Source organism: Kibdelosporangium phytohabitans (assembly GCF_001302585.1).
In the GTDB taxonomy this organism is placed as follows: domain Bacteria; phylum Actinomycetota; class Actinomycetes; order Mycobacteriales; family Pseudonocardiaceae; genus Kibdelosporangium; species Kibdelosporangium phytohabitans.
Map to the genome: position 1 here is coordinate 9612588 of NZ_CP012752.1, position 23025 is coordinate 9635612.

Below are 23025 nucleotides of genomic sequence, written 5' to 3' on the forward strand. Positions count from 1 at the left end.
GTGACAAGTTAACGGCCACCAAGTTTACGGGTGTACACATTCTGGGGTGCTCATGTTCGGATGGATCGGCCGGGTCGTCACCGGCCACGCCAAGGCGATCCTCGTCCTCACCGCCCTGCTTCTCGCAGGTGCGGGTGCGTTCGGGTTCACCGCGTTCGGCAAGCTCAAGGGCGAAGGTTTCACCGACCCCTCGTCCGAGTCCGCGCGGGCTGCCGAGCTGGCCGGACGTCATTTCAACGGGGGCGACCAGTTGGTTTTCCTGGTCGGGGGCAACGTCGACGACCCGGCTGTCCGTGGCGCCGGTACCACGCTGACCAACCAGCTCACGAACGACCGGGACCTGCGTGATGTCGTCTCGTACTTCAGCACCAACGCGCCACCGATGCGGTCTGGCGATGGCCAGTACGCCCTCGTCGTGGCGAAGGTCAACGGTGACGCCGAGGTCGAGGACTTGCGGGACCGCTACAGCGGTCAGAAGGGGCCGATCGAGGTGACGATCGGCGGCGGCGGGGCCGTCGGCACCGACATCAACGCCCAGGTCGGCAAGGACCTCCTCGTGGCCGAGGCGATCGCGGTCCCGTTGATCCTGATCCTGCTGGTCATCGCGTTCGGCAGCCTGGTGTCCGCGCTGCTGCCGCTGGCCATCGGCGGCATCGCCATCCTCGGCACGTTCGCCGAACTCGCTGTGCTCGGTTCGATCACCGACGTCTCCGTGTTCGCGATCAACCTGACCACGGCGCTTGGCCTCGGGCTCGCCATCGACTACGCCCTGCTGATGGTCAACCGGTTCCGTGAGGAACTCGGGCGTGGCACCGCCATCGACGTGGCCGTGCGCACGACCGTCAGAACCGCGGGCCGGACCATCTTCTTCAGCGGGCTCGCTGTCACCGCGGCGCTCGCTGTCCTGCTCATCTTCCCGATGTACTTCCTCCGGTCGTTCGCGTACGCCGGGATCGGTGTCGTCGTGATCGCCATGGCCGCCGCGTTGTTCGTGCTGCCCGCGATGCTGAAACTCCTCGGCTACCGGATCAACGCGGGCAAGGTGTTGCGCCGCACGCCGAGCACGGATTCACGGTTCTGGGCCAGGTTCGCTGACAGCACCATGCGCCGCCCGGCCCGCGCGGCCATTCCTGTCGTGCTCGCGCTCGCGCTTGCCGCGGTTCCGTTGCTGCACGTGCAGTTCGGCTCGCCGGACGATCGCGTGCTGACCACGTCGTCGGACACGCGTGTTGTCGGAGACGCCTTGCGCGCGCACTTCCCCGACGACGATTCTCGCGCCATCAGTGCGATCGCTGTCGGTCCGGTCAACGTCGCCGACTACACCGAACGGCTGTCCGCCATGCCCGGCGCCGCGCGGGTGACCTCGAAGACCCGTGACAACGCCGTGCTGTTCCAGGTCGTCGCGCATGACGGCCCACGGTCGGAGCAGGCTGAGAACCTGGTCGAGACCATCCGCGGCAGCGGGATGGATCTGCAGGTCGGCGGGGACACGGCCACGCTGATGGACACGAACGACGCCATCGGCGGCAGGCTCCCGCTGGCGTTCCTGCTGATCGCGCTGACCACGTTCGTCCTGCTGTTCCTGTTCACCGGCAGCGTGCTGCAGCCGATCAGGGCGTTGCTGTTCAACGTCCTCGGCCTGTCGGCCACGATCGGCCTGATGGTGCTGGTGTTCCAGGACGGCTGGCTGTCGGGTTTCCTCGGCTTCACGCCGCTGCCGTTGGACACGAGCATGCTCGTGCTGCTGTTCTGCATCACCTTCGGGCTTTCCATGGACTACGAGGTGTTCGTGCTGAGCCGGATCAAGGAGATGCACGACCAGGGCGCCAGCCTGCACGACGCCGTCGTCACCGGCCTGTCGAGGACCAGCAGGCTGATCACCACCGCCGCCGTGCTGCTTGCCGTGAGCCTGTTGGCGTTCGGCACGAGCGGTGTCAGCTTCATCCAGCTGTTCGGCATCGGCAGCGGCCTGGCGATCCTGGTCGACGCCACCCTGATCCGCGGCATTCTCGTCCCGGCCGGGATGCGGTTGCTCGGCACCGCGGCGTGGTGGTCACCTGGTTTCCTGCGGCGCGTGCACAACCGCGTCGGCATCCAGGAAACCGAAAAAGTCCCAGCCCCCGCCTGAACCCTCGTGAGTGTTTTGGCCGGTTCTAACCGGCCAAAACACTCACGAGCTTTGGTGGGCGATTCGCCAGTGGGCGTCGACGGCGAGCCGGTCGAGCACCTCGTCCAGGGCAAGGAACACTTCCCACGGCTCCCCCGGCAGCCGGTCGACCACGAGGTTTTCCAGGTCGGGGACGCGTTTGGCCTTCCAGATCTTGTCGGCGAGGCTGACCAGCAGATCCTCCAGCTCGATGCCGGGTTCGGTCCAGGACGCGTGCGTCCGGGCGAACCGTGCCAGCCGCTCCTCCACGCCGTGCTCAAGCAACAGCTGGTGGCCTGCCCACTCGTGCTGTGCACCTGGGCTCGAGAGTTCGGCGGGGTACAGCACTTTGCCGATGTCGTGCGTCGCGGCGCCGAACTGGACCGCCTCGCGGTCCACGGCCACCGACGGGTACCGCACTTCGAGCCAGTCCAGCAGGTGGCACGCCACGTCGTGGACCACGTGGAGGTGCGCCGTCAGTCGTGACGGCGCGCCCAGCGACTCCAGCAAGGCCGCCGCCCGGTCAGGCAACGGCACCATTCCGCGTTTGAGCGAGCTCACCCGTCCACTGTAGCCGCGAGGGTGATGGCGATGTCGGCTAGTTGATCTTCCTGGCCGCCGACCAGTTTGCGTTTCCCTGCCTGGACGAGGATCTCCGCGCCCGAGACGCCGTAGCGCTCGGCCTGCCGGTACGCGTGCTTGAGGAAGCTGGAATAGACGCCCGCGTAGCCCATCAGCAGTGCCATCCGGTCCAGTTTGCACTCCTCCGGCATCGCGGGGAGCACCACGTCCTCGGCCGCGTCGACGATCTTGAAGAAGTCGATGCCCGTTTCGATGCCGAGCTTGTCGCACACGCCGACCAGCGCCTCGGTCGCCGTGTTGCCCGCGCCCGCGCCGAACCGGCGGGCGCTGCCGTCGATCTGACGTGCTCCGGCACGGATCGCGGCGATCGAGTTGGCCACCGACAGGCCCAGGTTCTCGTGGCCGTGGAAACCGACTTCGGCGTCGCCGCCCAGTTCCTCGATCAGGGCGGTGACCCGGTCGCTGACCTGTTCGAGCACCAATGCGCCTGCCGAATCCACGACGTAGACGCACTGGCACCCGGCGTCGGCCATGATCCGGCCCTGTCTGGCGATCATCTCGGGCGGCTGGGAGTGGGCCATCATCAGGAACCCGACGGTTTCCAGGCCGCGTTCCCGTGCCAGGCCGAAGTGCTGCACGGCGATGTCGGCTTCGGTGCAGTGCGTGGCGATCCGGCAGATCGACGCGCCGTTGTCCTGCGCCACCAGGATGTCGTCCTTGACGCCGACGCCGGGCAGCATCAGGAACGCGATCTTCGCGCGCTTGGCCGTCCGCACGGCCGCGCTGATCAGCTCCTGCTCCGGTGTCTTGCTGAAGCCGTACGTGAACGACGAGCCACCGAGGCCGTCGCCGTGCGTCACCTCGATCACCGGCACACCGGCTTCGTCCAGCGCGGCCACAACGGACGTCACTTCGTCCACTGTGAACTGGTGGCGCTTATGGTGCGAGCCGTCCCGCAGCGACGTGTCCGTGATCCTCAGCATGTGCGATCCTTTCCCCGACCCGCACCGCGGCAGCGGTCATGATGTCCAGGTTTCCCGCGTAGGGCGGCAGGAAGTCGCCCGCCCCCTCCACTTCGACGAAGACGGTCACGCGCGCGGGCGCATCACCGTCGGCCGGGTCGAACTGCGGTTCGTTGAGCAGCCGGTAGCCGGGTACGTACGAACCCACCTCGTCCACCATGGACGAGACCGACGCGGCGATCACCGCGTGGTCGGCGTCGTCGGGGATGGCGCAGATGATGGTGTCGCGCATGATCATCGGCGGATCGGCCGGGTTGAGCACGATGATGGCCTTGCCCCGCCCGGCACCGCCGATCACCTCGATCCCCCGGCTCGTCGTCCGGGTGAACTCGTCGATGTTCGCCCTCGTCCCCGGGCCCGCCGACACGGACGCGACCGACGCGACGATCTCGGCGTACGCGACCGGGACGACCCGGGACACGGACGCGACGATCGGGATGGTGGCCTGGCCGCCGCACGTGATCAGGTTGACGTTCGTGGCGCCGAGGTGTTCGTCGAGGTTGACCGGGGGCACGACGTACGGCCCGATCGCGGCGGGCGTCAGGTCGATCGCCTTGATCCCGGCTTCCTCGTAGCGCGGCGCGTTCGCGCGGTGGACGTACGCCGAGGTCGCCTCGAAGACCAGCTTCGGCGGATCGGCGCTGGACAGCAGCGCGTCCACGCCGTCCGCGGTGGTTTCGAGGCCCAGCGAGGCGGCGCGCTTGAGGCCTTCGCTGTCCGGGTCGATCCCGACCATCCACACCGGATCGATCACCGAGCTGCGCTTGAGCTTGTACACCAGGTCGGTCCCGATGTTGCCGGAACCGACGATCGCGGCAGCAACACCCATCAGACACCCCCGAACGTCAGCGTGACATGACCGAGCCCGGAGAACTCGGCGCGGAACGAGTCATCGGGCCGCGCGTCGATCGCCCGCGTGCACGAACCGGGCAGCACGATGTGCCCGGCCTCCAGCCGGACGCCGAAACTCGCGACCTTGCCCGCGAGCCACGCCACCGCGGTCACCGGATTGCCGAGCACGGCGTCGGAGCGGCCCTTGGCGACTTCGAAGCCGTTGCGCCACAGCACCGCGTCGATCGCCCGGAGATCCACATCGGACGGCCGGACACGCGCAGCGCCGAGCACGAAGCCCGCTGAGGAAGCGTTGTCCGCGATGGTGTCCGGCAGGCTGATCTTCCAGTCGAGAATCCTGCTGTCGATCAGCTCGATCGCGGGCGCGAGGAACTCCGTGGCCCGCAGCACGTCCTCCTCGGTGCACCCCTCACCGGGCAGGTCGGCGCCGAGCACGAAGCCCACCTCGACTTCGACGCGTGGATAGCAGTAGCGCCCGGTGTCCACGTCGGTGTCCTCGGACAGGGCCATGTCGTCGAGCAGGTGGCCGTAGTCCGGTTCGTTCACGCCCATCATCTGCTGCATCGCCTCGGACGACAGGCCGACCTTGTGGCCGAGCACCGGTCGTGCTCTGCGCCGGATGTTGTGCAGCTGGATCTCGTACGAGTCCACCGCGTCGATACCCGGGTAGTCCAGAACAAGCGGCCGGATCGGCGACCGATCGCGTTCGGCCGCGTACAGCCGGTCCGCCGCGTCGATGCGTTGGTCAGCCGTGAGCACTGGTCCTCCTCACACTCGCGCTGATGCCCGCTCTCCGGCCGGAGAACACGCAGTCCGCCAGCGACAGTCCGCTGACGTAAGAGTTCGAGCAGATCCCGACGGCTGTGCGGCCCGCGGCGTACAGGCCTTCGACGGCGGTGCCGTCGTCCCGCCGGACCGCGCCGGTTTCCTCGTCCACGACGAGCCCGCCGAGTGTGAGCATCGGGCACGGGTAGCCGAGGCTCGGTTTGATCGAGATGTCCAGCAGCGAGTACGGCGGCGTGTCGAGCACCCGTACGAACTCGGCCGGTTTACCCGCTGGATCCGGTTTTCCGGCGAGCGAGGAGGCGTTGTGCGCCTCGACGGTGGCAGCCAGCCCGACCGGGTCGACACCGGCTCTGCGTGCGACCTCATCCACAGTGGACCCGCTGACGCGCTCGCGGCCCAGCAGGAACTTGGTCTGCAACCGGTGGAACCACACGGTCTGTGAACGCAACTGCTTGCGCACTTCGGTGACCAAGGCGCTGTCCACGAACAACCAGCCGCGAGAGCCGTGCCGGGTGACCATGTCGTGCCCCAGGGCGGCGCCGTACCGGGACTCGTCGCCGATGCGTTCCCCGGACTCCGACACGGCGAGACTGCCGAGGAACGCGCTCGGCGGGCTGATGAACCGCCACGCGGACACCCGGTCCAGGTGCGCGGTCACCCCTCCGGCCTCGGTGCCCATCCGGATACCGGCCCCGTCGTCGGCCACGGTGCCCAGAGGCAGGCCACGCCGGTAGTCGGGCGCGTGTTCGCGCATCATCTCGCGGTTGGCCACGAACCCACCCGCTGCCAGGACCACACCGCGCCTGGCTTCGACACGGATCGGTTTTCCGTAACGGTGTTCCAGTCGCTGGACCCGCCGGTTCAGAGCCTTACGCAGGAACGGCACGTACAACCCGGGCTTGGCGGCGTACTTGCCGTACACCCGATGCCGATACGCGGCCCACCCGACGAGCTGGGAACACTCGACGCCGACCACACGCTCATCCTCGACGACCAGGCGGCGCGCAAAGGTTTGCGCACGAACCCGCGCCCTTTTGGTCGCGGCCTCGGCCAGCCGGGCGAAGAACACCTTGCCCGAGGTTCCCTTGCCTTTGGTCCGGTGCCCGCGGGCCGCGGGTGGCGCGGTGTCACGGAACCCGCCCGCCGACTCGCTGCCGGAGTAGTACAGGTAGTGCTTGTTGCTCGGATATGACGTCTTGTACGGGCAGAGGCTGGCGTCGAACGGCACCCCCTGCTTCTCCAGCCAGGCGATCATGTCCACGCTGGAGTCGACGAATCCGCGCAGCGTCCGCTCGGACACCACGTCCCCGGCTTCGAGCTTGAGGTACTTCAGCATGGCGTCCGGCGTGTCCGGAATGCCCGCCGCGATCTGCTGTGGCGTGCCACCGCCCGCGTAGACCACGCCGCCGGACATGGCGGTCGCGCCGCCGCCCGTGAACCGGTCAAGCACCAGCACGTCGGCTCCCGCGGCCGTCGCCTCGATGGCCGCGCACGCTCCTGCCGCGCCGAAGCCGACGATCACGACGTCGGCACTGTCGTCCCAGTCTGGTGAAACACGTTTCTGCACGCTCAGACCTCGCCTCAGGGTGCCCGAATCTGGAGACACCATAGCGCCTTGACGGCCATTTCTATAACCTGTTCTAGTATTGGTCGTGGAGGTGGAGATGACCGAGCCAGCCGAGTTCGACCTCGTTGTCGTCGGCAGCGGGGCAGCCGGGATGACCGCCGCGCTCGCCGCCGCCCGCAACGGGCTGAGCACCGTGGTGCTGGAGAAGGCGCCGACGTACGGCGGCTCGACGGCCCGGTCGGGCGGCGGTGTCTGGATCCCCAACAACCGGGTGATCCTGGACTCCGGCGTGCCCGACACGCCCGAAGCGGCCAGCGCCTACCTCGACCACATCGTCGGGGACGTCGTGCCAGCCGACCTGAAGCGGACCGTGCTGGCGCACGGCCCGGAGATGCTCGACTTCGTCCTGGCCAACACGCCGCTGAAGTTCGCGTGGGTCAAGGGCTACTCGGACTACTACCCCGAGGCGCCCGGCGGGATGCCCGGCGGCCGGTCGATCGAGCCCGAGCCGATGCCCGCGAGCCTGGTCGGCCCGCACCTGGCCACGCTGAACAGGCCATATCTGGCTTCGCCGATGGACGTCGCGGTCACCCAGGCCGACTACCGCTGGCTCAACCTCGTCCGCAGGCACCCCCGGGGCGTGCTGCGCGCGCTCCGGGTCGGCGCGCGGGGTTTCACGGCCAGGGTGCGCAAGCGCCGGCTGCTCGCGATGGGGCAGGCCCTCTCGGGCGGCCTGCGAGCCGGGCTGGCCAAGGCCGAGGTCCCGGTGTGGCTGGAGACCGCGCTCGTCGACCTGGAAACCGACGGCGACCGGGTGACCGGCGTGAAAGTTCGCCAGCAGGGCACGGAGTTCACCGTCTCGGCACGCCACGGCGTGCTGCTGGCCTCCGGCGGGTTCGAGCGCAGCGAAGAGCTGCGCAAGAAGTACCAGCGCGAACCGATCGGAACACAGTGGACGGTGGGAGCCCAGGAGAACACCGGCGACGGCATCGAAGCGGGACTGCGGCTCGGCGGGGCAGTCGATCTGATGGACGACGCGTGGTGGGGCCCGTCGATCGTGCTCAGCGGCGGACCGTACTTCTGCCTGGCCGAACGGACGCTGCCCGGCTGCATCATGGTCAACGCCGACGGCAAGAGATTCGTCAACGAAGCAGCGCCCTACGTGGACGCGGTACACGCGATGTACGGCGAAGGCGACGGCCCGGCCAGGAACTTCCCGACCTGGCTGATCGCCGACCAGCGCTATCGCAACCGGTACGTGTTCGCCGGGCTGTACCCCGGTCAGCCGTTCCCCGGCCGCTGGTACAAGGCGGGAGCGGTGGTCAAGGCAACGACGCTGCGGGAACTCGCCGAGCAGATCGACGTGTCCCCCGACGGGCTCGCGGACACCGTGCAGCGGTTCAACCGCTTCGCGCGAACCGGGAAGGACGACGAGTTCCGCCGCGGCGAGTCCACATACGACAAGTACTACGGCGACCCGCGCAACCGCCCCAACCCCTGTCTCGCGCCGCTCGAAGTCGCGCCGTTCTACGCGGTCCGGATCGTACCGGGAGACCTGGGCACCAAGGGCGGGTTGCGGACCGACTCGGCAGCGCGTGTCCTGCGTGAGGACGGATCGGTCATCGAAGGCCTGTACGCGGCGGGCAACGCCAGCGCGGCCGTGATGGGCCGCACGTACGCGGGTCCCGGCGCCACCATCGGACCGGCGATGACGTTCGGCTACCTGGCCGCGCTCGACGTGGCGGCGCTAGCGAAGGGGAGCAAGCGATGACTCGTGACGAGGTCCGGACCATCGACGTCGGCACGGAGCCGACCAGGTTCGCCCGTGGCTGGCACTGCATCGGCCTCGCGAAGCACTTCAGGGACGGCAAGCCGCACGCGATCGAGGCGTTCGGCACCAAACTCGTGGTGTTCCAGGGCGAGGACGGCGAGCTCAACGTGCTCGACGCGTACTGCAGGCACATGGGCGGCGATCTGAGCCAGGGTACGGTCAAGGGCTCGAACATCGCGTGCCCGTTCCACGACTGGCGCTGGTCCGGCAAGGGCCGCTGCGTGGAGATCCCGTACGCCAAGCGGGTTCCGTTACGAGCACGGACAAGGGCGTGGACCACTCTGGAGCAGAACGGCCAGCTGCTGATCTGGCACGACCCGCAGGGCAACCCGCCGCCGGACAGCGTCTCGATCCCCCGCGTGCCGGGCGCCTACGAGGACGGCTGGAGCAACTGGACGTGGGACACGATCCGCATCGAGGGCTCCAACTGCCGCGAGATCATCGACAACATGGTCGACATGGCCCACTTCTACTACATCCACTTCGCCTTCCCGACCTACTTCAAGAACGTCTTCGAAGGCCACATCGCCACCCAGTACCTCAACTCGCGCGGCAGGCCGGACGTGACCCCGATCGGCAAGCCGAACAGCGGGAACTACGCGGGTGAGGACAACCTGCTGCGCTCGGAGGCGTCGTACTACGGCCCGTCGTACATGATCAACTACTTGTGGAACGACTACAAGGGCATCGAGGTCGAGACGGTCCTGATCAACTGCCACTACCCGATCACGCACAACTCGTTCATGCTGCAGTACGGGCTGATCGTCAAGAAGCTGCCCGGCCTCGACGACGAGATGGCCGACAAGGTGGCCGGCAAGTTCGCCAAGAGCTTCAAGGTCGGTTTCCTGCAGGACGTGGAGATCTGGAAGAACAAGACCAGGATCGACAACCCGCTGCTGTGCGAGGAGGACGGCCCGGTCTACCAGTTGCGCCGCTGGTACGAGCAGTTCTACGTGGACACCGAGGAGGTCTCCGACGACATGACCCGCCGCTTCGAGTTCGAAGTGGACACCACGAGGGCCAACGAGGCCTGGGAGCGGGAAGTCCGGGAGAACCTGGCGCGCCGCAAGGAAGCCGGTGTGTGATGTGGGCGAAGGCACCGGTCGCTGACGTCTCGGCGCAGACCACCGCCGACAGGCGCGGGTTCCTCGGTGACGGGCTGCGTCCGGTGGAGTGCACCGCGTGCGGGACATGCGTGCTGGTCAAGAAGAGCAGCGAGCACCACACGAGCATCCAGTGGCAGACGTCGACCGACAGCTGCCCGGAGTACGCAGCCCAGAACAAGCCGTCCGCGTTGCTGGACACGTGCTCGAAGCTGCGCGCCAGCATCGAATCCCTCGTCGCCGATGGCCTGCTCGAGGTCCCCGATGGCTGAGTACCAGCAGGTCACGGTCGCGGAGGTGGTCCAGGAGACGGCGGACGCGGTGTCCGTTGTCTTCGACGCCGACTTCGACTACCGGCCTGGCCAGTTCCTCACCTTGCGGTGCGGCCCAGTCGCGCGGTGCTATTCGATGTCGAGTTCACCGCACGTGGACGACCGTCCACAGGTGACGATCAAGCGGATCCCCGACGGCTACGGCTCGGCGTGGGTGTGTGACAACGTCCGCGCCGGAACGGTACTGGACATCCTGCCGCCGGCGGGGATCTTCACGCCGAGCTCGTTGGACGACAACCTGCTGCTGTTCGCCGGTGGCAGCGGGATCACCCCGGTGATCTCGATCATCAAGTCCGCGCTGTCCCAAGGCGGTGGCCGGGTGGTCCTGGTGTACGCCAACCGGGACGAGTCGTCGGTCATCTTCGCGTCCGAGCTGCGGGCGCTGGCCGACAAGCACCCCGACCGGTTCATGGTGATCCATTGGCTGGAGTCCTTGCAGGGCCTGCCGACCCCGCGTCACCTCACCGCACTGCGGCCGTTCACCGGGTTCCAGTCGTTCCTGTGCGGACCGGCGCCGTTCATGGATGTCGTCTCGCAGGCGTTGCGCTCGATGGGCGTACCGCGTGACCGGATCCACGTCGAACGGTTCATCTCGTTGTCCGGCAACCCGTTCGAGGAAACCGTCGAAGAACCCGCCGACGGCGACGAGGCGACGGTCGAGGTGGAACTGGACGACGAACAGCACACGTTCCAGTGGCCGCGCAACAAGAAACTGCTGGACCTGTTGCTGGAGAACGGCATCAAGGCGCCGTACTCGTGCCGGGAAGGCGCGTGCAGCGCGTGTGCGTGCCGGATCGAGCAGGGTGAGGTGAAGATGCTGCAGAACGAGATCCTCGACCAGGAAGACCTGGACGACGGCATCGTGCTGGCCTGCCAGTCGTTGCCGGTCACCGACGAAGTCAAGATCACGTACAGCTGAGGAGCACCATGCCCATCGACCCGTCGGTAGCGATCGGCGCCACGGTGAGCGAGACGACGTTCTCGTGGACCCGGCCGGATGTGCTGCTGTACCACCTGGCGCTGGGCGCCGGTGCGGATCCGGTGTCCGATGTGGAACTCCGGTACACCACCGAGCAGGACCTGCACGTGTTGCCGACGTTCGGCGTGATCGCGCCGAACCTCCGGCAGACCGAGCCGCCGAAGGTGTCGTTCCCCGGTGTGGAGATCGACCTGGCGAAGGTGTTGCACGGACAGCAGGAGATCACCGTGCACCGGCCGTTGCCCAGCGAGGCGACGGCAACGGTCCACACCCGGATCACCGACGTGTTCGACAAGGGCAAAGCGGCCGTGATCGTTCAAGAGGCAACGGCGGTGGACACCACTGGTGATCCGTTGTACACCACCAGGTCCAGCATCTTCGCGCGAGGCGAGGGCGGATTCGGCGGCTCCCGCGGCCCGTCCAGCTCTGTCGAACCGCCGGACCGGGCGCCGGACTTCGTCCTGGACACGCCGAGTCTCCCCCAACAGGCGTTGCTCTACCGCTTGTGCGGCGACCGCAACCCCTTGCACTCCGATCCCGCTTTCGCTGCCGCGGCTGGTTTCCCCAGGCCGATCCTGCACGGGCTGTGCACGTACGGAATGGTCTGCAAGGCCGTGACCGACGGTGTTCTGGGCGGTGACGTCAGTCAGGTCGCCGGGTTCGCCACACGGTTCGCCGGTGTCGTGTTCCCCGGTGAGACGCTGCGCAGCCAGGTGTGGCAGGAGGACAAGCGTTTGCTCGTGACGTGTTCGGCCGGCGACCGGCCGGTGCTCGCGGACACCGTGCTCACCCTATGTTGATCGCGGGTTTCTTCGCCGGATCCAGCCAGCGCATGATCTTGCCGAGCTCGCCCGCGTCGATCGAGACACAGCCCGCGGTCGGTTTGCCGCCCGAAACGTGCAGGAAGAACGCCGAGCCAGCGCCCGGCTTGACGGGATCGCGGTTGTAGTCGATCACGACCGCGTGGCCGTAGACCGGGCCCGCGGTGATCAGGCGCTCGCCCGCGCGTTCGTTGAACGGGCACTTGCCCACCGCGCACCGGAAATGCTTGTTGTACTGCGGCGCGGCGGCGTCACTCACCCACCAGTCCTGCTCGTCGACCTTGAAGTACGGCAGGCGGGTGCCGTTGTTCGGTGCGATGCCGAATGCTTCGGTCAGACCGAAGACACCGGCCGGCGTGCGGGAGATCCCCTCTTTGGTCTCACCGATCCCGGCCGTGCCGACGAACGCGTCCAGCGGGCCCATTTCGCGCTTCCACTCGCCGTTCACGAGCGACCACGCGCTGAGTTTGGCGGTCGTCGCCGAATGATCCGGCGCGGACACCGTGATCATCTGTTCCATATCGCCGTTGTACGGCAGGAAAGCCGCCGCGGCGCCCGGTTTGACCCTCGCCACCAGCGCGAGTTCGTGCTCGTCGGCCACCGGCTTGCCCGCCTTGTCCGCCGTCGGCGCGAAAGCCGGGATGGCGGCCACGCCGAACAAGGCAAGGACGAACACGAACGGCAGGGCGATGCGACGCACCGGGCCAGACTAGTAGATCCGTCATCCGCTGACTATCAGTCCGCTCGTCGGTACCCCTGTTCCCGCTGTGACCAGAACAGGTCCGCCGACCTGGTTGCACGACGTTCCCCGAATCTGCCTGACCGCTTCGGCGATGCCATTCATCCCATGTATATAGGCCTCGCCGAGTTGCCCGCCGTGTGTGTTCACCGGCAGCCTGCCGCCGATCTCGATCGCGCCACCGGCGATGAAGTCACGCGCTTCGCCCGGCCCGCAGAAACCCAGTTCCTCCAGCTGAACCAGGACGAACGGGGTGAAGTGGTCGTACAGCACGGCGATCGCGATGTCCTGCGGGCGCAGCCCCGACTGCCCCCACAGCTGGTCACCGACCACGCGCATCTCGGGCAGTCCCAGCAGATCGTCCCGGTAGTACGAGGTCATCACGAACTGGTCCGGACCGCTACCCTGTGCTGCCGCCGCGATCACGGCCGGTGGATGTGGCAGGTCACGGGCTCGCTCGGCGCTCGTCACCACCAGCGCGACACCGCCGTCGCTTTCCTGGCAGCAGTCGAGCAGGTGCAGTGGTTCAACCACCCAGCGCGACGCTTGGTGATCCGCCAACGTGATCGGCTTGCCGTGGAACCACGCGTTCGGGTTGACCGCCGCGTGCTTGCGGTCAGCCACCGCGACCCGGCCGAAGTCCTCCGATGTCGCGCCGTAGACGTGCTGGTATCGCTTGGCGAACATGGCCACGTCGGCGGCCGGCGTGCCCAGCCCCATCGGGTACGACCAGGAAGCGTCGATCCCGTTGGTGGTCGGTGCCGTCGCCGCGGCGGTGGACACACGTCCGAACCGGTGGCCGGAACGCTCGTTGAACGCGCGATAACAGACCACGACATCGGCGACACCGGTCGCGACCGCCATCGCCGCCTGTTGCACGGTCGCGCAGGCCGCGCCGCCACCGAAGTTGATCCGGCTGAAGAAGCTCAACCGCGGGACGCCCAACTCCCTGGCCACCGCGATCTCCGAGTTCGAATCCATCGTGAACGTGACCAGGCCGTCCACATCGGAGGGTTCGAGGCCCGCGTCGGTCAGCGCCGCCCTGATCGCCTCGACGGCCAGCCGCAGTTCCGTGCGGCCCGACTGCTTCGAGAACTCCGTCGCCCCGATTCCCGCGATCGCGGCCGCACCGGACAACGTCCTCATGGCAGGCTCACCCGAACCGTTCCGGTCACGTGATCACCGAGTGAACACTTGCCGACCACGTCGACAACGGTGTCCTGCCCGTCGGGTTTGGCGGTGCCGGTGAACACCAATGTATCGCCCGCATAACAGGGCACCCCGAGGCGGACGGAGACGTTGCGGACCAGTGCGCGCGGCCCGGCCCAGTCGGTCACGAACCGCTGCACGAGACCGGTCGTGGTGAGGATGTTGAGGAAGATGTCCCTGGAGCCACGGGCGACGGCCGCGTCCCTGTCGTGGTGCACGTCCTGGAAGTCGCGGGTGGCCAGCGCCGTGCTGACCACGAAGGTCGCGGTCGTGTCGATGGCGAGTTCCGGCAGCCGGGTCACGGCACGGCCCGCCAGACCGGCAGGGTGAGATCACTGTCCACACGCGACCAGTCGACGGTGACCGGCTGACCGATCCGGACGTCGTCCGGTGACACGTCGAGCAACTCACCCAGCATCCGCACGCCTTCCTCGAGTTCCACCAGCGCGATCACGATGGGCAGGCGTTTGCCCGGCACCGGCGGGTGGTGGTGCACCACATAGCTGAAGACCTCGCCACGGCCCGGGGAAACGACGTAATCCGGCGTCGCGCTGCCGCACCGCGGGCAGAACGGCCCCGGCGGGTGCCGTAGCGCCCGGCAGTCCGGGCAACGCTGGATCCGCAGCTCGCGTTCGGCCGTGCCAGCCCAGAAGAACTCGGTGTCCTGGTTGACCAGCGGGCGGATGACCGAGCCGGTCGGCTCCGGTGGTGCGAACTTCAGGACACGGAACATCATCTCGGCGACCGGTTCGTCACCCACGTACCACGTGCTCAACGTGGTGACGAACCACCCTTCGCCCAGCGCGGTCCGTTTGGGACCGACCACATCGGACAATCGGGTGGTCACGGCCAGTCGTTCGCCGGGCTTGAGGTACCGGTGATAGGTCTGTTCGCAGTTGGTCGCCACGACCGAGGTGAATCCGGCGTCGTCGAGCACCTTGGTCATGGCGCCGAGCGGGTCGTCCGCGTCACGCACGCCGTTGAGTCCGTACATCGTCCACACCTGGACCATCGCGGGCGGCGCGAGCTCCGGGTACACCGGGTTGCGGTCGCCCAGCGCCTCCGTCCAGTTGTTGATCATCGGCTCGTTGACCGGGTCCCTCGCCGGGCGCGGCCTGCTCTCGCCGAGCTGCCTGAGCCTGGCGGCCTCGGCTTCGATCGAACCGGTCATCGGGGCACCCTCGGCAGTTTCAGGCCGGCGGTCGCGATCAGCTCGCGCTGGATCTCGTTCACGCCACCGCCGAACGTCAGGACCAGGTTCCGTTTCGCCTGCGTGTCGAGCCACCGCACGAGTTCGGCCGTGCCGGGATCGGCGGGATCGCCGTGGCGGCCGACGACCTCCTCCATCAGCCGTCCGATCCGCTGCATCCGGTCGGAGGAGAAGACCTTGGTCACCGACGCGTCCGCGATGTCCAGCTCGGACGACGCGACCTGGCCGTTGAGCAGTTCGTTGACCTCCACGACCGCACGGGTCTCGGCCAGCGCTCGTCTGACGTCCGGCTTGCCGAGCAGATCGCGTTCCGCGGCCCATTCGCGGACGCGGTCGTGGAACCCGGCCAGCCTGCCTGCCGGGCCGAGCATGATCCGTTCGTGGTTGAGCTGGGTGGTGATCAGATTCCAGCCTTCGTTCTCCTTGCCCACCAGCATGTCCACCGGGACGCGCACGTCGCTGTAGTAGGTGGCGTTGACGTGGTGGGCGCCGTCGCACGTGATGATCGGGGTCCACGAGTAGCCGGGTGCTTTCGTGTCCAGGATCAGGATGGAGATTCCCTTGTGCCGCTGGGCCCGCGGGTCGGTGCGGCAGGCCAGCCAGATGTAGTCGGCGTCGTGTGCGCCGGTCGTGAAGATCTTCTGGCCGTTGACGACGTAGTCGCTGCCGTCCCGGACCGCGGTGGTACGCAGGGAAGCCAGGTCGGTGCCGGACTCGGGTTCGGTGTACCCGATCGCGAAATGCACGTCCCCGGCTTCGATCCGCGGCAGGAAATGGTCCTTCTGGGCCGCCGATCCGAAGGTCTTCAACGTGGGGCCGACGGTTTGCAGGGTCACGTACGGCAGCGGGATGTCGGCGCGGGCGGCCTCGTTGACGAAGATCTGCCGGTCCACGTCGCTCGTGTCACGCAACCAGCCGTCGGATCCCATCCGCCGGATCAGGTCCCGGTACACCGTGCCGTGCCGGTCGACCGTCATCTCGGTCCGCTGCTCCGGCGTGAGCAGGTTCTCGAAGTACGCCCGCAGTTGCGTGCGCAGCGCGAGCTGTTGCTCGGTCAGGTCGACGAACACCGCGCCCCCAATAGGTCGAGCCTCTGGTCCGCACCGCCGACGAACCGCACGAGGTCCTTGCTCAGCGAGTAGTAACGGTGCATCGGGTACGTGATGTCGACGCCGATCCCGCCGTGCAGGTGGTGACAGGTGTGCATGGCTCGCGGGAGTTCCTCGGCCAGCCAGTACGCCGCCACGTCCGTCGCCAGGCCGGCATCCAGGTTGCTGTGCAGTCGCCAGATGGACGACCAGACTGCCAGGTGCAGAGTCCGCGCGGCGACGTACACGTCCGCGATCTGCTGTGCCACGGCCTGGAACGCAGCCAGTGGCTTGCCGAACTGCTCGCGTGTCCGGACGTGCTCGGACGTCAGGTGCAACGCGCCGGCCAGCAGCCCGTCGCCGACGGCGGCGGCTCCGGCGAGGGCGAACGCCCGCAGAGTGGCCGCGTCTCCGAGACGTTCACCTTGCACGGCGTTCAGGTCGAGCGTGTACTCGGGCGTTCCGCTGGAGGAGTACGTCCTGGTCACCGCCACGTCGGTGGGATCGACCACGTACGCGTCCTGCTCGGCGGCCACGAGAAGCGCCTTCGCGTCCTCCGCGTAGAGGACGTGCGTCTTCCTGCCGGTCAGGCGGCCGTCGTCGACTGTGACATCCCCGTCGAGTGCGGCCGTGATCACGCCCACGTCGGTCAGTAGCCGATCCTGTTGCTCGGGGGTTCCCATGTGGACGATGGGCAGCACGCCCATGGCCAGGGTCGCCATCGCCGGGGTGACCACTCCGGCCTTGCCCACCTCGGTGAGCACCAGGCACGTCTCGATCACGCCGAGGCCGCCGCCACCGAGCCGGTCCGGTGTGGACAACGTCAGCAGTCCAGCTTGGCCAAGGGCTTTCCAGGCCTGATCGGGATCGCGGCGCAGCACAGCCGCCGTCAGGCCGGCGATCTCCCGTTGTGTTTCGTCGAACGTGAAGTCCACGCGCGCCCTCCTCCTAGGTCCTCGGCAGGCCGAGAACTCGTTCCGCGGCAAGGGTCGACAGGATCTGGGTGGTGCCACCGGCGATGCTCAGGCACCGCGTCATCAGGAACGCGTGGATCGCGTCCGCGGCCACATCGGCCAGCGCCGCGTCGGTTCCGTACAGGTCGAGCGTTGCTTCCGCGACAGCTTGCCGATGCCGCACACCGACCAGTTTGCGGATGCTCGGGTCGGTGCCGAACTGGTCCATCAACGAGACGACCAGGCCGCCGGCGACCAGTTCGCCGAGTTTCTCCGGCTCGGCACCGCGGGTGCGTGCCGTGGAAAGCAGTGTTTCCACTTCAGCGCCGAACGAGGAAGCGCCACCCATGGCCACCCGTTCGTTGGCCAGCGTCGTCCTGGCCAGCTTCCAGCCGTCGCCCGGCTGCCCCACCACGCAGTCGTCCGGCACGAACACGTCGTCCAGGAAGACCTCGTTGAACATGGCGTCACCGGTGATCTCACGCAACGGCCGGATGCTCAGCCCGGCGGACCGCATGTCCACCAGGAAGTAGGTGATCCCTTCGTGCTTGGGCACCTCGGAGTCGGTGCGGGCCAGGCAGATCGCCCAGTCCGCCTCGGCCGCACGGGACGTCCACACCTTCTGGCCGCGCAGCCGGTAGCCGCCGTCCGCTTTGACCGCGCGGGTCCTGAGCGAGGCGAGGTCCGAGCCCGCTTCGGGTTCGCTGAAGAGCTGGCACCAGGTGATCTCGCCGCGCAGGGTCGGCCAGACGAACCGGTCCCGCTGCTCGGCGGTGCCGTGTCGCAGGATCGTCGGCGCGGCCCATGCCCCGATCACGAGGTCCGGCCGGGTCACGCCTTTCCGGCGGAGTTCGTCGGCGATCATCAGCTGCTGCTGCGGTGCCGCGTCCATGCCGTAGGGCTTGGGCCATTCCGGGACCAGCAGGCCGGTTTCCGCGAGCCGCGCCCGTTGCCGGTCCGCCGGGAGTTCGGCGATCTCGCCGACGAGGGCACTGGTGCGGCTGTCCGCTTCGGACACCGGGCGGACCTGCCGCCGGGCCCCGCCGAGCGCGAGCTCCGCGACTTTCCGGCGCCAATACGACGTACCGCCGAACAGTGCCCGCAGCGCCAGGGCCCTGCGCAAGTAGAGGTGCGCGTCGTGTTCCCACGTGAAGCCGATGCCGCCGAGGACCTGGACGCAGTCCTTCGCCGTCTCCACAGCGGCTTCCAGCGCCACGGCGCCCGCAACGGCCGCTGCGAGCGGGTGTTCGCCCGGTGCCTCGTCGGCAGCCCTTGCCGCGTCCCACGCCGCCGCACGGGCCTCCTCGACCCGGGACACCATCCCCGCACACAGGTGTTTCACGGCCTGGAACGAGCCGATCGGCTTGCCGAACTGCTGCCTGACCTTGGCGTATTCCACGGCCGTTGCCAGACACCAGCCCGCGACGCCGACCGCTTCGGCCGCGGCCAGCGTCACCGCGAGGTCTTCGACTCCTTCGACGTCCAGCACGTGTCCGTCGCGGAGTCGCTCGACCTGCGACAGCGGGCGGGAGAAGTCAAGAGCGTCCCGCTGCGTGAGCTCGGCCTCGGCGAGCGTCCAGACACCGGCCGACCGTGTCAGCAAATACGGTGCGTAACCGATGACGGGTGCGCCGGGCCGCAGTCCAAGCGCGACCGGCACGCCACCCTCGGTCAGACCGGGCAGAAACTCCCGGGAAACCTGAGAATCTTTCGCACGCCCCAGCAGGACACCGGTGAGCACGGTCGGCAACACCGGACCGGGCACCAACGCCTTCGCGACGTGCTCAAGGGCCATGGCGACGTCGGCGACCGGGCCGTCGACCATCTCGAAGAGCCCGAAGTGCGCGAGGTCGGCCCAGTGTTCCCGCCAGTGCTTGGCACCGTCCGCGCCTCGAACCGTCGGCAGGACGCCCGCTCCTGCCGCCCACGCGCTGATCGACTCGCCGATGGCGCGCTGCTCGTCGGTGATGGACACTCCGTCATTATAGAACGTGTTTCAGTTCTGAACTCAACCCCGCGAGCGAGTAGGATTCGCCGAGGCGCGGTACACTGGTACCCGAAGTGGAACAGGTTTCAGCAAGGGGATCCATCGATGACAGCCACGCCTTCCGGTGCCATCAGCGCCCTCGGCGACGACGAGCTCGGCTCGGCCGCGCAGCGCGACCGGCGCAAGCGCATCCTGGACGCGACCATCGCACTGGCCACCAAGGGCGGCTACGACGCGGTCCAGATGCGAGCCGTCGCCGAACGCGCCGAAGTCGCGCTCGGCACGCTGTACCGCTACTTCCCCTCCAAGATCCACCTGCTCGTTTCCGGGCTGGCACGTGAGTTCGAGCGCAACCAGGACCGGATCGAGAAGGGCAGCGTTCCCGGCGAGACCCAGTACGACCGGGTCCTGTTCGTACTGGGCAGGGTCACGCGTGCGATGCAGCGCGAACCCCACCTCACCGAAGCGATGACCCGGGCGTTCATGTTCGCCGACACGTCGGCGGCAGCCGAGGTCGATCACGTCGGCAAGCTGATGGAGCGGATGTTCACCCGCGCCATGCACGAAGGCGAACCCACCGACGAGGACAAGGCGATCGCCCGCGTGGTCGGCGACGTCTGGCTGTCCAATTTGGTCGCCTGGGTCACCCGCCGCGCCTCGGCGACGGACGTGGCCACCCGTCTCGAACTGACAGTCAGGTTGCTGCTGAGGAAGTAACAGCTCGTGAGTGGTTGGTCCGGTTCTAACCGGACCAACCACTCACGAGGGTTTTTCAGCCGAGGGCTCCGCTGACGGAGGCGTGGCCCTTGAGCAGGTTGCGGGCGATCGTGCGGCGCTGGATCTCGTCGGTGCCCTCGTAGATGCGCAGCAGGCGCAGTTCGCGGTACCAGCGCTCGATCGGCAGTTCCCGCGTGTAGCCCATGCCGCCGTGGATCTGCAGCACCCGGTCGACGATCTCGTTGGCCTTCACGCCGCCGTAGAGCTTGGCCATCGACTGGGCCTGGCGGGAGTCCATCTTCTGGTCCACCTGCCACGCCGCGTGCAGCACCAGCCAGCGCAGCGCCTCGATCTCCACGGCCGAGTCCGCGATCATCCACTGGATCGCCTGGCGTTCGGCGATCGGCAGGCCGAAGGTCTCCCTGGTCCGCGCGTAGTCGATGCCCATCTCGAGCAGGCGCTCGGTCGCACCGATCGCCCTGGCGGGCAACAGGTACCGGCCCTGGCCGATCCAGCGCATGGCCAGCTCGAAGCCGCGGCCCTCCTCACCGAGGATGTTGCGGTGCGGCACGCGGACGTTGTCGAACGTCAACGCGGCCGGGCCCCACTCGCCCATGGTGGCGATCGGCTGCGACTTCCAGCCCATCTCCCGGTCGGCGAGGAAACAGGTGACCGCGCCCTTCTCCTTGTCGGTCACGGCGAAGACCATGGTGAAGTCGGCCTCGTTGCCGCCGGTGATGAACGTCTTCTCGCCGTTGATGATCCAGTCTTCGCCGTCGCGGCGGGCCGACGCCCGGATCGCCCGCGCGTCCGACCCCGCCCCCGGTTCGGTGATCGCGAAGCACGACTTGCGCTCGCCGGAGATCGTCGGCTTGAGGTACGTCTCCTTCTGCTCGTCGTTGCCGTAGAAGAGGATGTTGTCCGCCGAGCCGCCGAACCTGAACTGCACGAAGGACCGGCCCAGCTCCGCCTCCAGCAGGGCCGCCATCACCGCGCCGAGGTTCATACCGCCGTACTCCTCGGGCGTCAGCACGCCCCAGAAGCCGGATTCCTTGGCCTTCAACTGGAGTTCACGCAGTTCCGACGCCTCCAGCCCCGGCAGGCCGGACCGCTCGCGGCGCAGTACCTCCGGCTCCAGCGGGATGATCTCCTTGCGCACGAACGTCCGCACCCAGTCGCGGACCTCACGCTGCTCTTCGGTGAGGGAGAAGTCGACCATGGTGACCTCCTAGAGCCTGCGGCCGCCGTCGACGTAGATGGTCTGGCCGGTGATGAACGATGACTCGTCGCTGACGAGGAACGCGATGGTGCCTGCGATGTCGGCCGGCCGGCCGACTCGGCGCACCGGGGTGATCTCGGCGCTGCGCGCGGCCAGTTCGTCCGGCGTGATGCCGAGCCGCTCGGCCGTCGCCGCCGTCATCTCGGTCACGATGAAACCGGGGGCGACCGCGTTGACGTTGACGCCGAACGGGCCGAGCTCGATCGCGAGCGTGCGGGTGAAGCCCTGCAGGCCCATCTTGGCGGTCGAGTAGTTGGCCTGGCCGCGGTTGCCGAGCGCGGACACGCTGGAAAGGCTCACGATCTTGCCGTACTTCTTGGCGACCATGTGCTTCTGCGCGGCTTTCGTGGCGAGGAACGCACCTTTGAGGTGTACCCCGATCACGGTGTCCCAGTCCTGCTCGGTCAGTTTGAACAGCAGGTTGTCCCTGGTGACACCGGCGTTGTTGACGAGGATGTCGAGCGAGCCGAACTCGTCGGCCACGCTGTCGGCCGCCGCGGTGACCTGCTCGGCGTTGGTCACGTCCGCGCCGACCGCGATCGCCCGACCGCCTGCCGCCTCGATCGCGTCGACGGTCGCCTTGCTCGCCGCCTCGTCGAGATCGAGGACAGCCACCGCGGCGCCGTCCGCCGCGAGACGCCCGGCGACAGCCGCGCCGATCCCGCGAGCCGCCCCGGTGACCAGGGCCACGCGTCCGTCCAGTGCCGCCATGGTGAACCCTCCGTAAACCGTACACCGTTAGGTATACTGCGAGCATAACTCTGGAGGGACGCCGATGCCACGGCCGAGCACGCCGATCCTGAGCCGGGATCGGATCAGGGCCGCCGCGCTGGAGATCATCGACCGCGACGGTCTGCCGGGCCTGTCGATGCGCAGGCTGGCAGCCGGGCTCGGGGTCCAGGCACCGTCGCTGTACAGCCATTTCGCCACGAAGGACGAGCTGCTCGACGACGTGTGCGACCAGATCATGGCGACGGTCGACGTGAGTGATTTCGAGCGGGCCGACTGGCAGACCGGGATCCGCACGTGGGCAAGGTCATACCGGGCCGCGTTGGCCGCGCACCCCAACATCGTGCCGTTCCTCGCGGGCGGACCGGCCCGCCGCGACTCCGCGCTGCGGGTCGCGGACGCGGTGCACGGCGGGCTGGTGCGCGCGGGGTGGCCGCCGAAGTTCGCGACCATGATCGGCGCGTCGACCAAGTACCTGGTCCTCGGCGCCGCGATCGGGTCGTTCTCACGCGGGTTCGAAGACGACGCCCGCGTGTACAACGACCGTTACCCCAACCTCAGTCAGGCGCACCGGTTGGCCGAGCACGCCGACGAGATCGACCAGGGCTCGTTCGAACTGGCCCTGGATTCCTTCCTGCACGGGCTGGCCGCCCGGCTGGCGGACCTGCCTTCCTGACTACGCCTCGTGGAACTCGTCGAGCCGGGCGGCTTCGGCGGAGTTCTCCGTCGCGCGCAACCAGTGCGGGTAGGTCACGTAGACCAGTTCCGTCTCCTCGTTGGCCACGTACAGCACCTCGGTGTCCGCCCGCAGGTAGATCACTTCGCCGACGCCTGCCGTCACCGGGCCTTCCGGCCCCTCGACTGTGAACGAGCCCTTGGTGACGATCAGCGCCTCGTCGTAGGTCACCTTCCAGGGGTTGCGCTCGCCCTTGCCGTACCGGCCGAAGCCGACGCTCATCTCGGCGCCGCTGGTCTGGTCGACCACGTCGCCGAGGAAAACCTGCTGGTCAAGACGCTGGAACCAGCTCGTCGTGGTCTTGCTCGCGAACCGCTCGACCGCTGCCATCGCACTCTCCTCGAACTAAATGGAATC

General features: G+C 67.9%; 23 protein-coding genes. 8 read left to right on the top strand and 15 right to left on the bottom strand.

Going from position 1 to position 23025, the window contains the following annotated elements; all coding sequences use genetic code 11:
- Positions 1–52: 52 nt before the first annotated feature.
- Positions 53–2128 (top strand): MMPL family transporter, encoded by a 2076-nt coding sequence (locus AOZ06_RS42810; RefSeq protein ID WP_054294589.1) that lies wholly within the window; start codon positions 53–55, stop codon positions 2126–2128.
- A gap of 42 nt (positions 2129–2170) precedes the next feature.
- Here the strand turns inward: AOZ06_RS42810 and AOZ06_RS42815 are convergent, their stop codons facing one another.
- Genes AOZ06_RS42815 through AOZ06_RS42835 form a run of 5 tightly spaced genes read right to left on the bottom strand, consistent with a single transcriptional unit; the run spans position 2171 to position 6955 of the window.
- Complete coding sequence (locus AOZ06_RS42815; protein WP_236951921.1) at positions 2171–2707, bottom strand: HD domain-containing protein; 537 nt, start codon at positions 2705–2707, stop codon at positions 2171–2173.
- Positions 2704–3711 carry a 4-hydroxy-2-oxovalerate aldolase gene (gene dmpG, locus AOZ06_RS42820; RefSeq protein ID WP_054294590.1) on the bottom strand — a complete coding sequence of 336 codons (1008 nt, stop codon included), beginning with the start codon at positions 3709–3711 and terminating at the stop codon, positions 2704–2706. Before dmpG ends, AOZ06_RS42815 begins: the two co-directional genes overlap by 4 nt.
- Positions 3665–4579, bottom strand: a complete 915-nt coding sequence (locus AOZ06_RS42825) for an acetaldehyde dehydrogenase (acetylating) (RefSeq protein WP_054294591.1) — start codon at positions 4577–4579, stop codon at positions 3665–3667. Before AOZ06_RS42825 ends, dmpG begins: the two co-directional genes overlap by 47 nt.
- The gene (locus AOZ06_RS42830; protein ID WP_054294592.1) at positions 4579–5361 is read right to left on the bottom strand and encodes a 2-keto-4-pentenoate hydratase; all 783 of its coding nucleotides are present in this window, start codon (positions 5359–5361) and stop codon (positions 4579–4581) included. Before AOZ06_RS42830 ends, AOZ06_RS42825 begins: the two co-directional genes overlap by 1 nt.
- On the bottom strand, positions 5348–6955 hold the full coding sequence (locus tag AOZ06_RS42835; RefSeq protein ID WP_054294593.1) for an FAD-binding protein: 1608 nt from the start codon (positions 6953–6955) through the stop codon (positions 5348–5350). Before AOZ06_RS42835 ends, AOZ06_RS42830 begins: the two co-directional genes overlap by 14 nt.
- A 97-nt stretch (positions 6956–7052) precedes the next feature.
- On the opposite strand from AOZ06_RS42835, the gene kstD reads away from it, so the two are divergent.
- From kstD to AOZ06_RS42860, 5 genes are read left to right on the top strand one after another with little or no spacing between them, the layout of a single operon-like run.
- Positions 7053–8726, top strand: coding sequence for a 3-oxosteroid 1-dehydrogenase (gene kstD, locus AOZ06_RS42840; RefSeq protein WP_054297343.1), 1674 nt, complete (start codon positions 7053–7055; stop codon positions 8724–8726).
- Positions 8723–9871 carry a 3-ketosteroid-9-alpha-monooxygenase, oxygenase component gene (locus tag AOZ06_RS42845; protein WP_054294594.1) on the top strand — a complete coding sequence of 383 codons (1149 nt, stop codon included), beginning with the start codon at positions 8723–8725 and terminating at the stop codon, positions 9869–9871. The genes kstD and AOZ06_RS42845 overlap by 4 nt, the downstream gene beginning before the upstream one ends.
- Complete coding sequence (locus AOZ06_RS42850) at positions 9871–10161, top strand: hypothetical protein (RefSeq protein WP_054294595.1); 291 nt, start codon at positions 9871–9873, stop codon at positions 10159–10161. Before AOZ06_RS42845 ends, AOZ06_RS42850 begins: the two co-directional genes overlap by 1 nt.
- The gene (locus AOZ06_RS42855) at positions 10154–11140 is read left to right on the top strand and encodes a ferredoxin--NADP reductase (RefSeq protein WP_054294596.1); all 987 of its coding nucleotides are present in this window, start codon (positions 10154–10156) and stop codon (positions 11138–11140) included. Before AOZ06_RS42850 ends, AOZ06_RS42855 begins: the two co-directional genes overlap by 8 nt.
- Before the next feature lie 8 nt (positions 11141–11148).
- Positions 11149–12000: a MaoC/PaaZ C-terminal domain-containing protein gene (locus AOZ06_RS42860; protein ID WP_054294597.1), complete on the top strand. Its 852-nt coding sequence runs from the start codon at positions 11149–11151 to the stop codon at positions 11998–12000.
- On the opposite strand, the gene AOZ06_RS42865 is transcribed toward AOZ06_RS42860, so the two are convergent.
- Genes AOZ06_RS42865 through AOZ06_RS42895 form a run of 7 tightly spaced genes read right to left on the bottom strand, consistent with a single transcriptional unit; the run spans position 11987 to position 19195 of the window.
- Complete coding sequence (locus tag AOZ06_RS42865; RefSeq protein ID WP_218921877.1) at positions 11987–12721, bottom strand: L,D-transpeptidase family protein; 735 nt, start codon at positions 12719–12721, stop codon at positions 11987–11989. The genes AOZ06_RS42860 and AOZ06_RS42865 overlap by 14 nt on opposite strands.
- 21 nt (positions 12722–12742) lie before the next feature.
- A complete protein-coding gene (locus AOZ06_RS42870) occupies positions 12743–13906 on the bottom strand; it encodes a lipid-transfer protein (protein WP_054294598.1) in 1164 nt (387 codons plus the stop codon).
- Complete coding sequence (locus AOZ06_RS42875) at positions 13903–14271, bottom strand: hotdog family protein (RefSeq protein ID WP_157233556.1); 369 nt, start codon at positions 14269–14271, stop codon at positions 13903–13905. Before AOZ06_RS42875 ends, AOZ06_RS42870 begins: the two co-directional genes overlap by 4 nt.
- Positions 14268–15140, bottom strand: a complete 873-nt coding sequence (locus AOZ06_RS42880) for a bifunctional MaoC family dehydratase N-terminal/OB-fold nucleic acid binding domain-containing protein (protein WP_054294600.1) — start codon at positions 15138–15140, stop codon at positions 14268–14270. Before AOZ06_RS42880 ends, AOZ06_RS42875 begins: the two co-directional genes overlap by 4 nt.
- Positions 15137–16249: an acyl-CoA dehydrogenase family protein gene (locus AOZ06_RS42885; RefSeq protein WP_054294601.1), complete on the bottom strand. Its 1113-nt coding sequence runs from the start codon at positions 16247–16249 to the stop codon at positions 15137–15139. The genes AOZ06_RS42880 and AOZ06_RS42885 overlap by 4 nt, the downstream gene beginning before the upstream one ends.
- On the bottom strand, positions 16234–17202 hold the full coding sequence (locus tag AOZ06_RS42890) for an acyl-CoA dehydrogenase family protein (protein WP_054294602.1): 969 nt from the start codon (positions 17200–17202) through the stop codon (positions 16234–16236). Before AOZ06_RS42890 ends, AOZ06_RS42885 begins: the two co-directional genes overlap by 16 nt.
- Before the next feature lie 13 nt (positions 17203–17215).
- Entirely contained in the window at positions 17216–19195 is a 1980-nt protein-coding gene (locus AOZ06_RS42895) for an acyl-CoA dehydrogenase family protein (RefSeq protein ID WP_054294603.1), read from the bottom strand.
- A 117-nt stretch (positions 19196–19312) separates the two neighbouring features.
- Here AOZ06_RS42895 and kstR point away from each other — a divergent pair, with 117 nt between their 5' ends.
- On the top strand, positions 19313–19924 hold the full coding sequence (gene kstR / locus AOZ06_RS42900; protein WP_054294604.1) for a cholesterol catabolism transcriptional regulator KstR: 612 nt from the start codon (positions 19313–19315) through the stop codon (positions 19922–19924).
- A 55-nt stretch (positions 19925–19979) separates the two neighbouring features.
- On the opposite strand, the gene AOZ06_RS42905 is transcribed toward kstR, so the two are convergent.
- Together AOZ06_RS42905 and fabG are read right to left on the bottom strand one after the other, a co-directional pair.
- Positions 19980–21143 (bottom strand): acyl-CoA dehydrogenase family protein, encoded by a 1164-nt coding sequence (locus AOZ06_RS42905; protein WP_054294605.1) that lies wholly within the window; start codon positions 21141–21143, stop codon positions 19980–19982.
- Between the two features lie 9 nt (positions 21144–21152).
- Positions 21153–21914 (bottom strand): 3-oxoacyl-ACP reductase FabG, encoded by a 762-nt coding sequence (fabG, locus tag AOZ06_RS42910; protein WP_054294606.1) that lies wholly within the window; start codon positions 21912–21914, stop codon positions 21153–21155.
- 64 nt (positions 21915–21978) lie between these two features.
- On the opposite strand from fabG, the gene AOZ06_RS42915 reads away from it, so the two are divergent.
- Positions 21979–22608 (top strand): TetR/AcrR family transcriptional regulator, encoded by a 630-nt coding sequence (locus AOZ06_RS42915; protein WP_054294607.1) that lies wholly within the window; start codon positions 21979–21981, stop codon positions 22606–22608.
- Here AOZ06_RS42915 and AOZ06_RS42920 read toward each other — a convergent pair whose 3' ends face one another.
- Positions 22609–22998, bottom strand: a complete 390-nt coding sequence (locus AOZ06_RS42920) for a cupin (RefSeq protein ID WP_054294608.1) — start codon at positions 22996–22998, stop codon at positions 22609–22611.
- Positions 22999–23025 lie beyond the last annotated feature (27 nt).

What these genes read in the sequence shown, in the direction of transcription:
- AOZ06_RS42920 (WP_054294608.1), bottom strand. Translation starts at nt 22,998, where the DNA reads ATGGCAGCGGTCGAGCGGTTCGCGAGCAAGACCACGACGAGCTGGTTC.
- AOZ06_RS42870 (WP_054294598.1), bottom strand. Translation starts at nt 13,906, where the DNA reads ATGAGGACGTTGTCCGGTGCGGCCGCGATCGCGGGAATCGGGGCGACG.
- AOZ06_RS42880 (WP_054294600.1), bottom strand. Translation starts at nt 15,140, where the DNA reads ATGACCGGTTCGATCGAAGCCGAGGCCGCCAGGCTCAGGCAGCTCGGC.
- AOZ06_RS42850 (WP_054294595.1), top strand. Translation starts at nt 9,871, where the DNA reads ATGTGGGCGAAGGCACCGGTCGCTGACGTCTCGGCGCAGACCACCGCC.
- AOZ06_RS42860 (WP_054294597.1), top strand. Translation starts at nt 11,149, where the DNA reads ATGCCCATCGACCCGTCGGTAGCGATCGGCGCCACGGTGAGCGAGACG.
- AOZ06_RS42905 (WP_054294605.1), bottom strand. Translation starts at nt 21,143, where the DNA reads ATGGTCGACTTCTCCCTCACCGAAGAGCAGCGTGAGGTCCGCGACTGG.
- AOZ06_RS42810 (WP_054294589.1), top strand. Translation starts at nt 53, where the DNA reads ATGTTCGGATGGATCGGCCGGGTCGTCACCGGCCACGCCAAGGCGATC.
- AOZ06_RS42855 (WP_054294596.1), top strand. Translation starts at nt 10,154, where the DNA reads ATGGCTGAGTACCAGCAGGTCACGGTCGCGGAGGTGGTCCAGGAGACG.
- kstR (WP_054294604.1), top strand. Translation starts at nt 19,313, where the DNA reads ATGACAGCCACGCCTTCCGGTGCCATCAGCGCCCTCGGCGACGACGAG.
- AOZ06_RS42845 (WP_054294594.1), top strand. Translation starts at nt 8,723, where the DNA reads ATGACTCGTGACGAGGTCCGGACCATCGACGTCGGCACGGAGCCGACC.
- kstD (WP_054297343.1), top strand. Translation starts at nt 7,053, where the DNA reads ATGACCGAGCCAGCCGAGTTCGACCTCGTTGTCGTCGGCAGCGGGGCA.
- fabG (WP_054294606.1), bottom strand. Translation starts at nt 21,914, where the DNA reads ATGGCGGCACTGGACGGACGCGTGGCCCTGGTCACCGGGGCGGCTCGC.
- dmpG (WP_054294590.1), bottom strand. Translation starts at nt 3,711, where the DNA reads ATGCTGAGGATCACGGACACGTCGCTGCGGGACGGCTCGCACCATAAG.
- AOZ06_RS42915 (WP_054294607.1), top strand. Translation starts at nt 21,979, where the DNA reads ATGCCACGGCCGAGCACGCCGATCCTGAGCCGGGATCGGATCAGGGCC.
- AOZ06_RS42825 (WP_054294591.1), bottom strand. Translation starts at nt 4,579, where the DNA reads ATGGGTGTTGCTGCCGCGATCGTCGGTTCCGGCAACATCGGGACCGAC.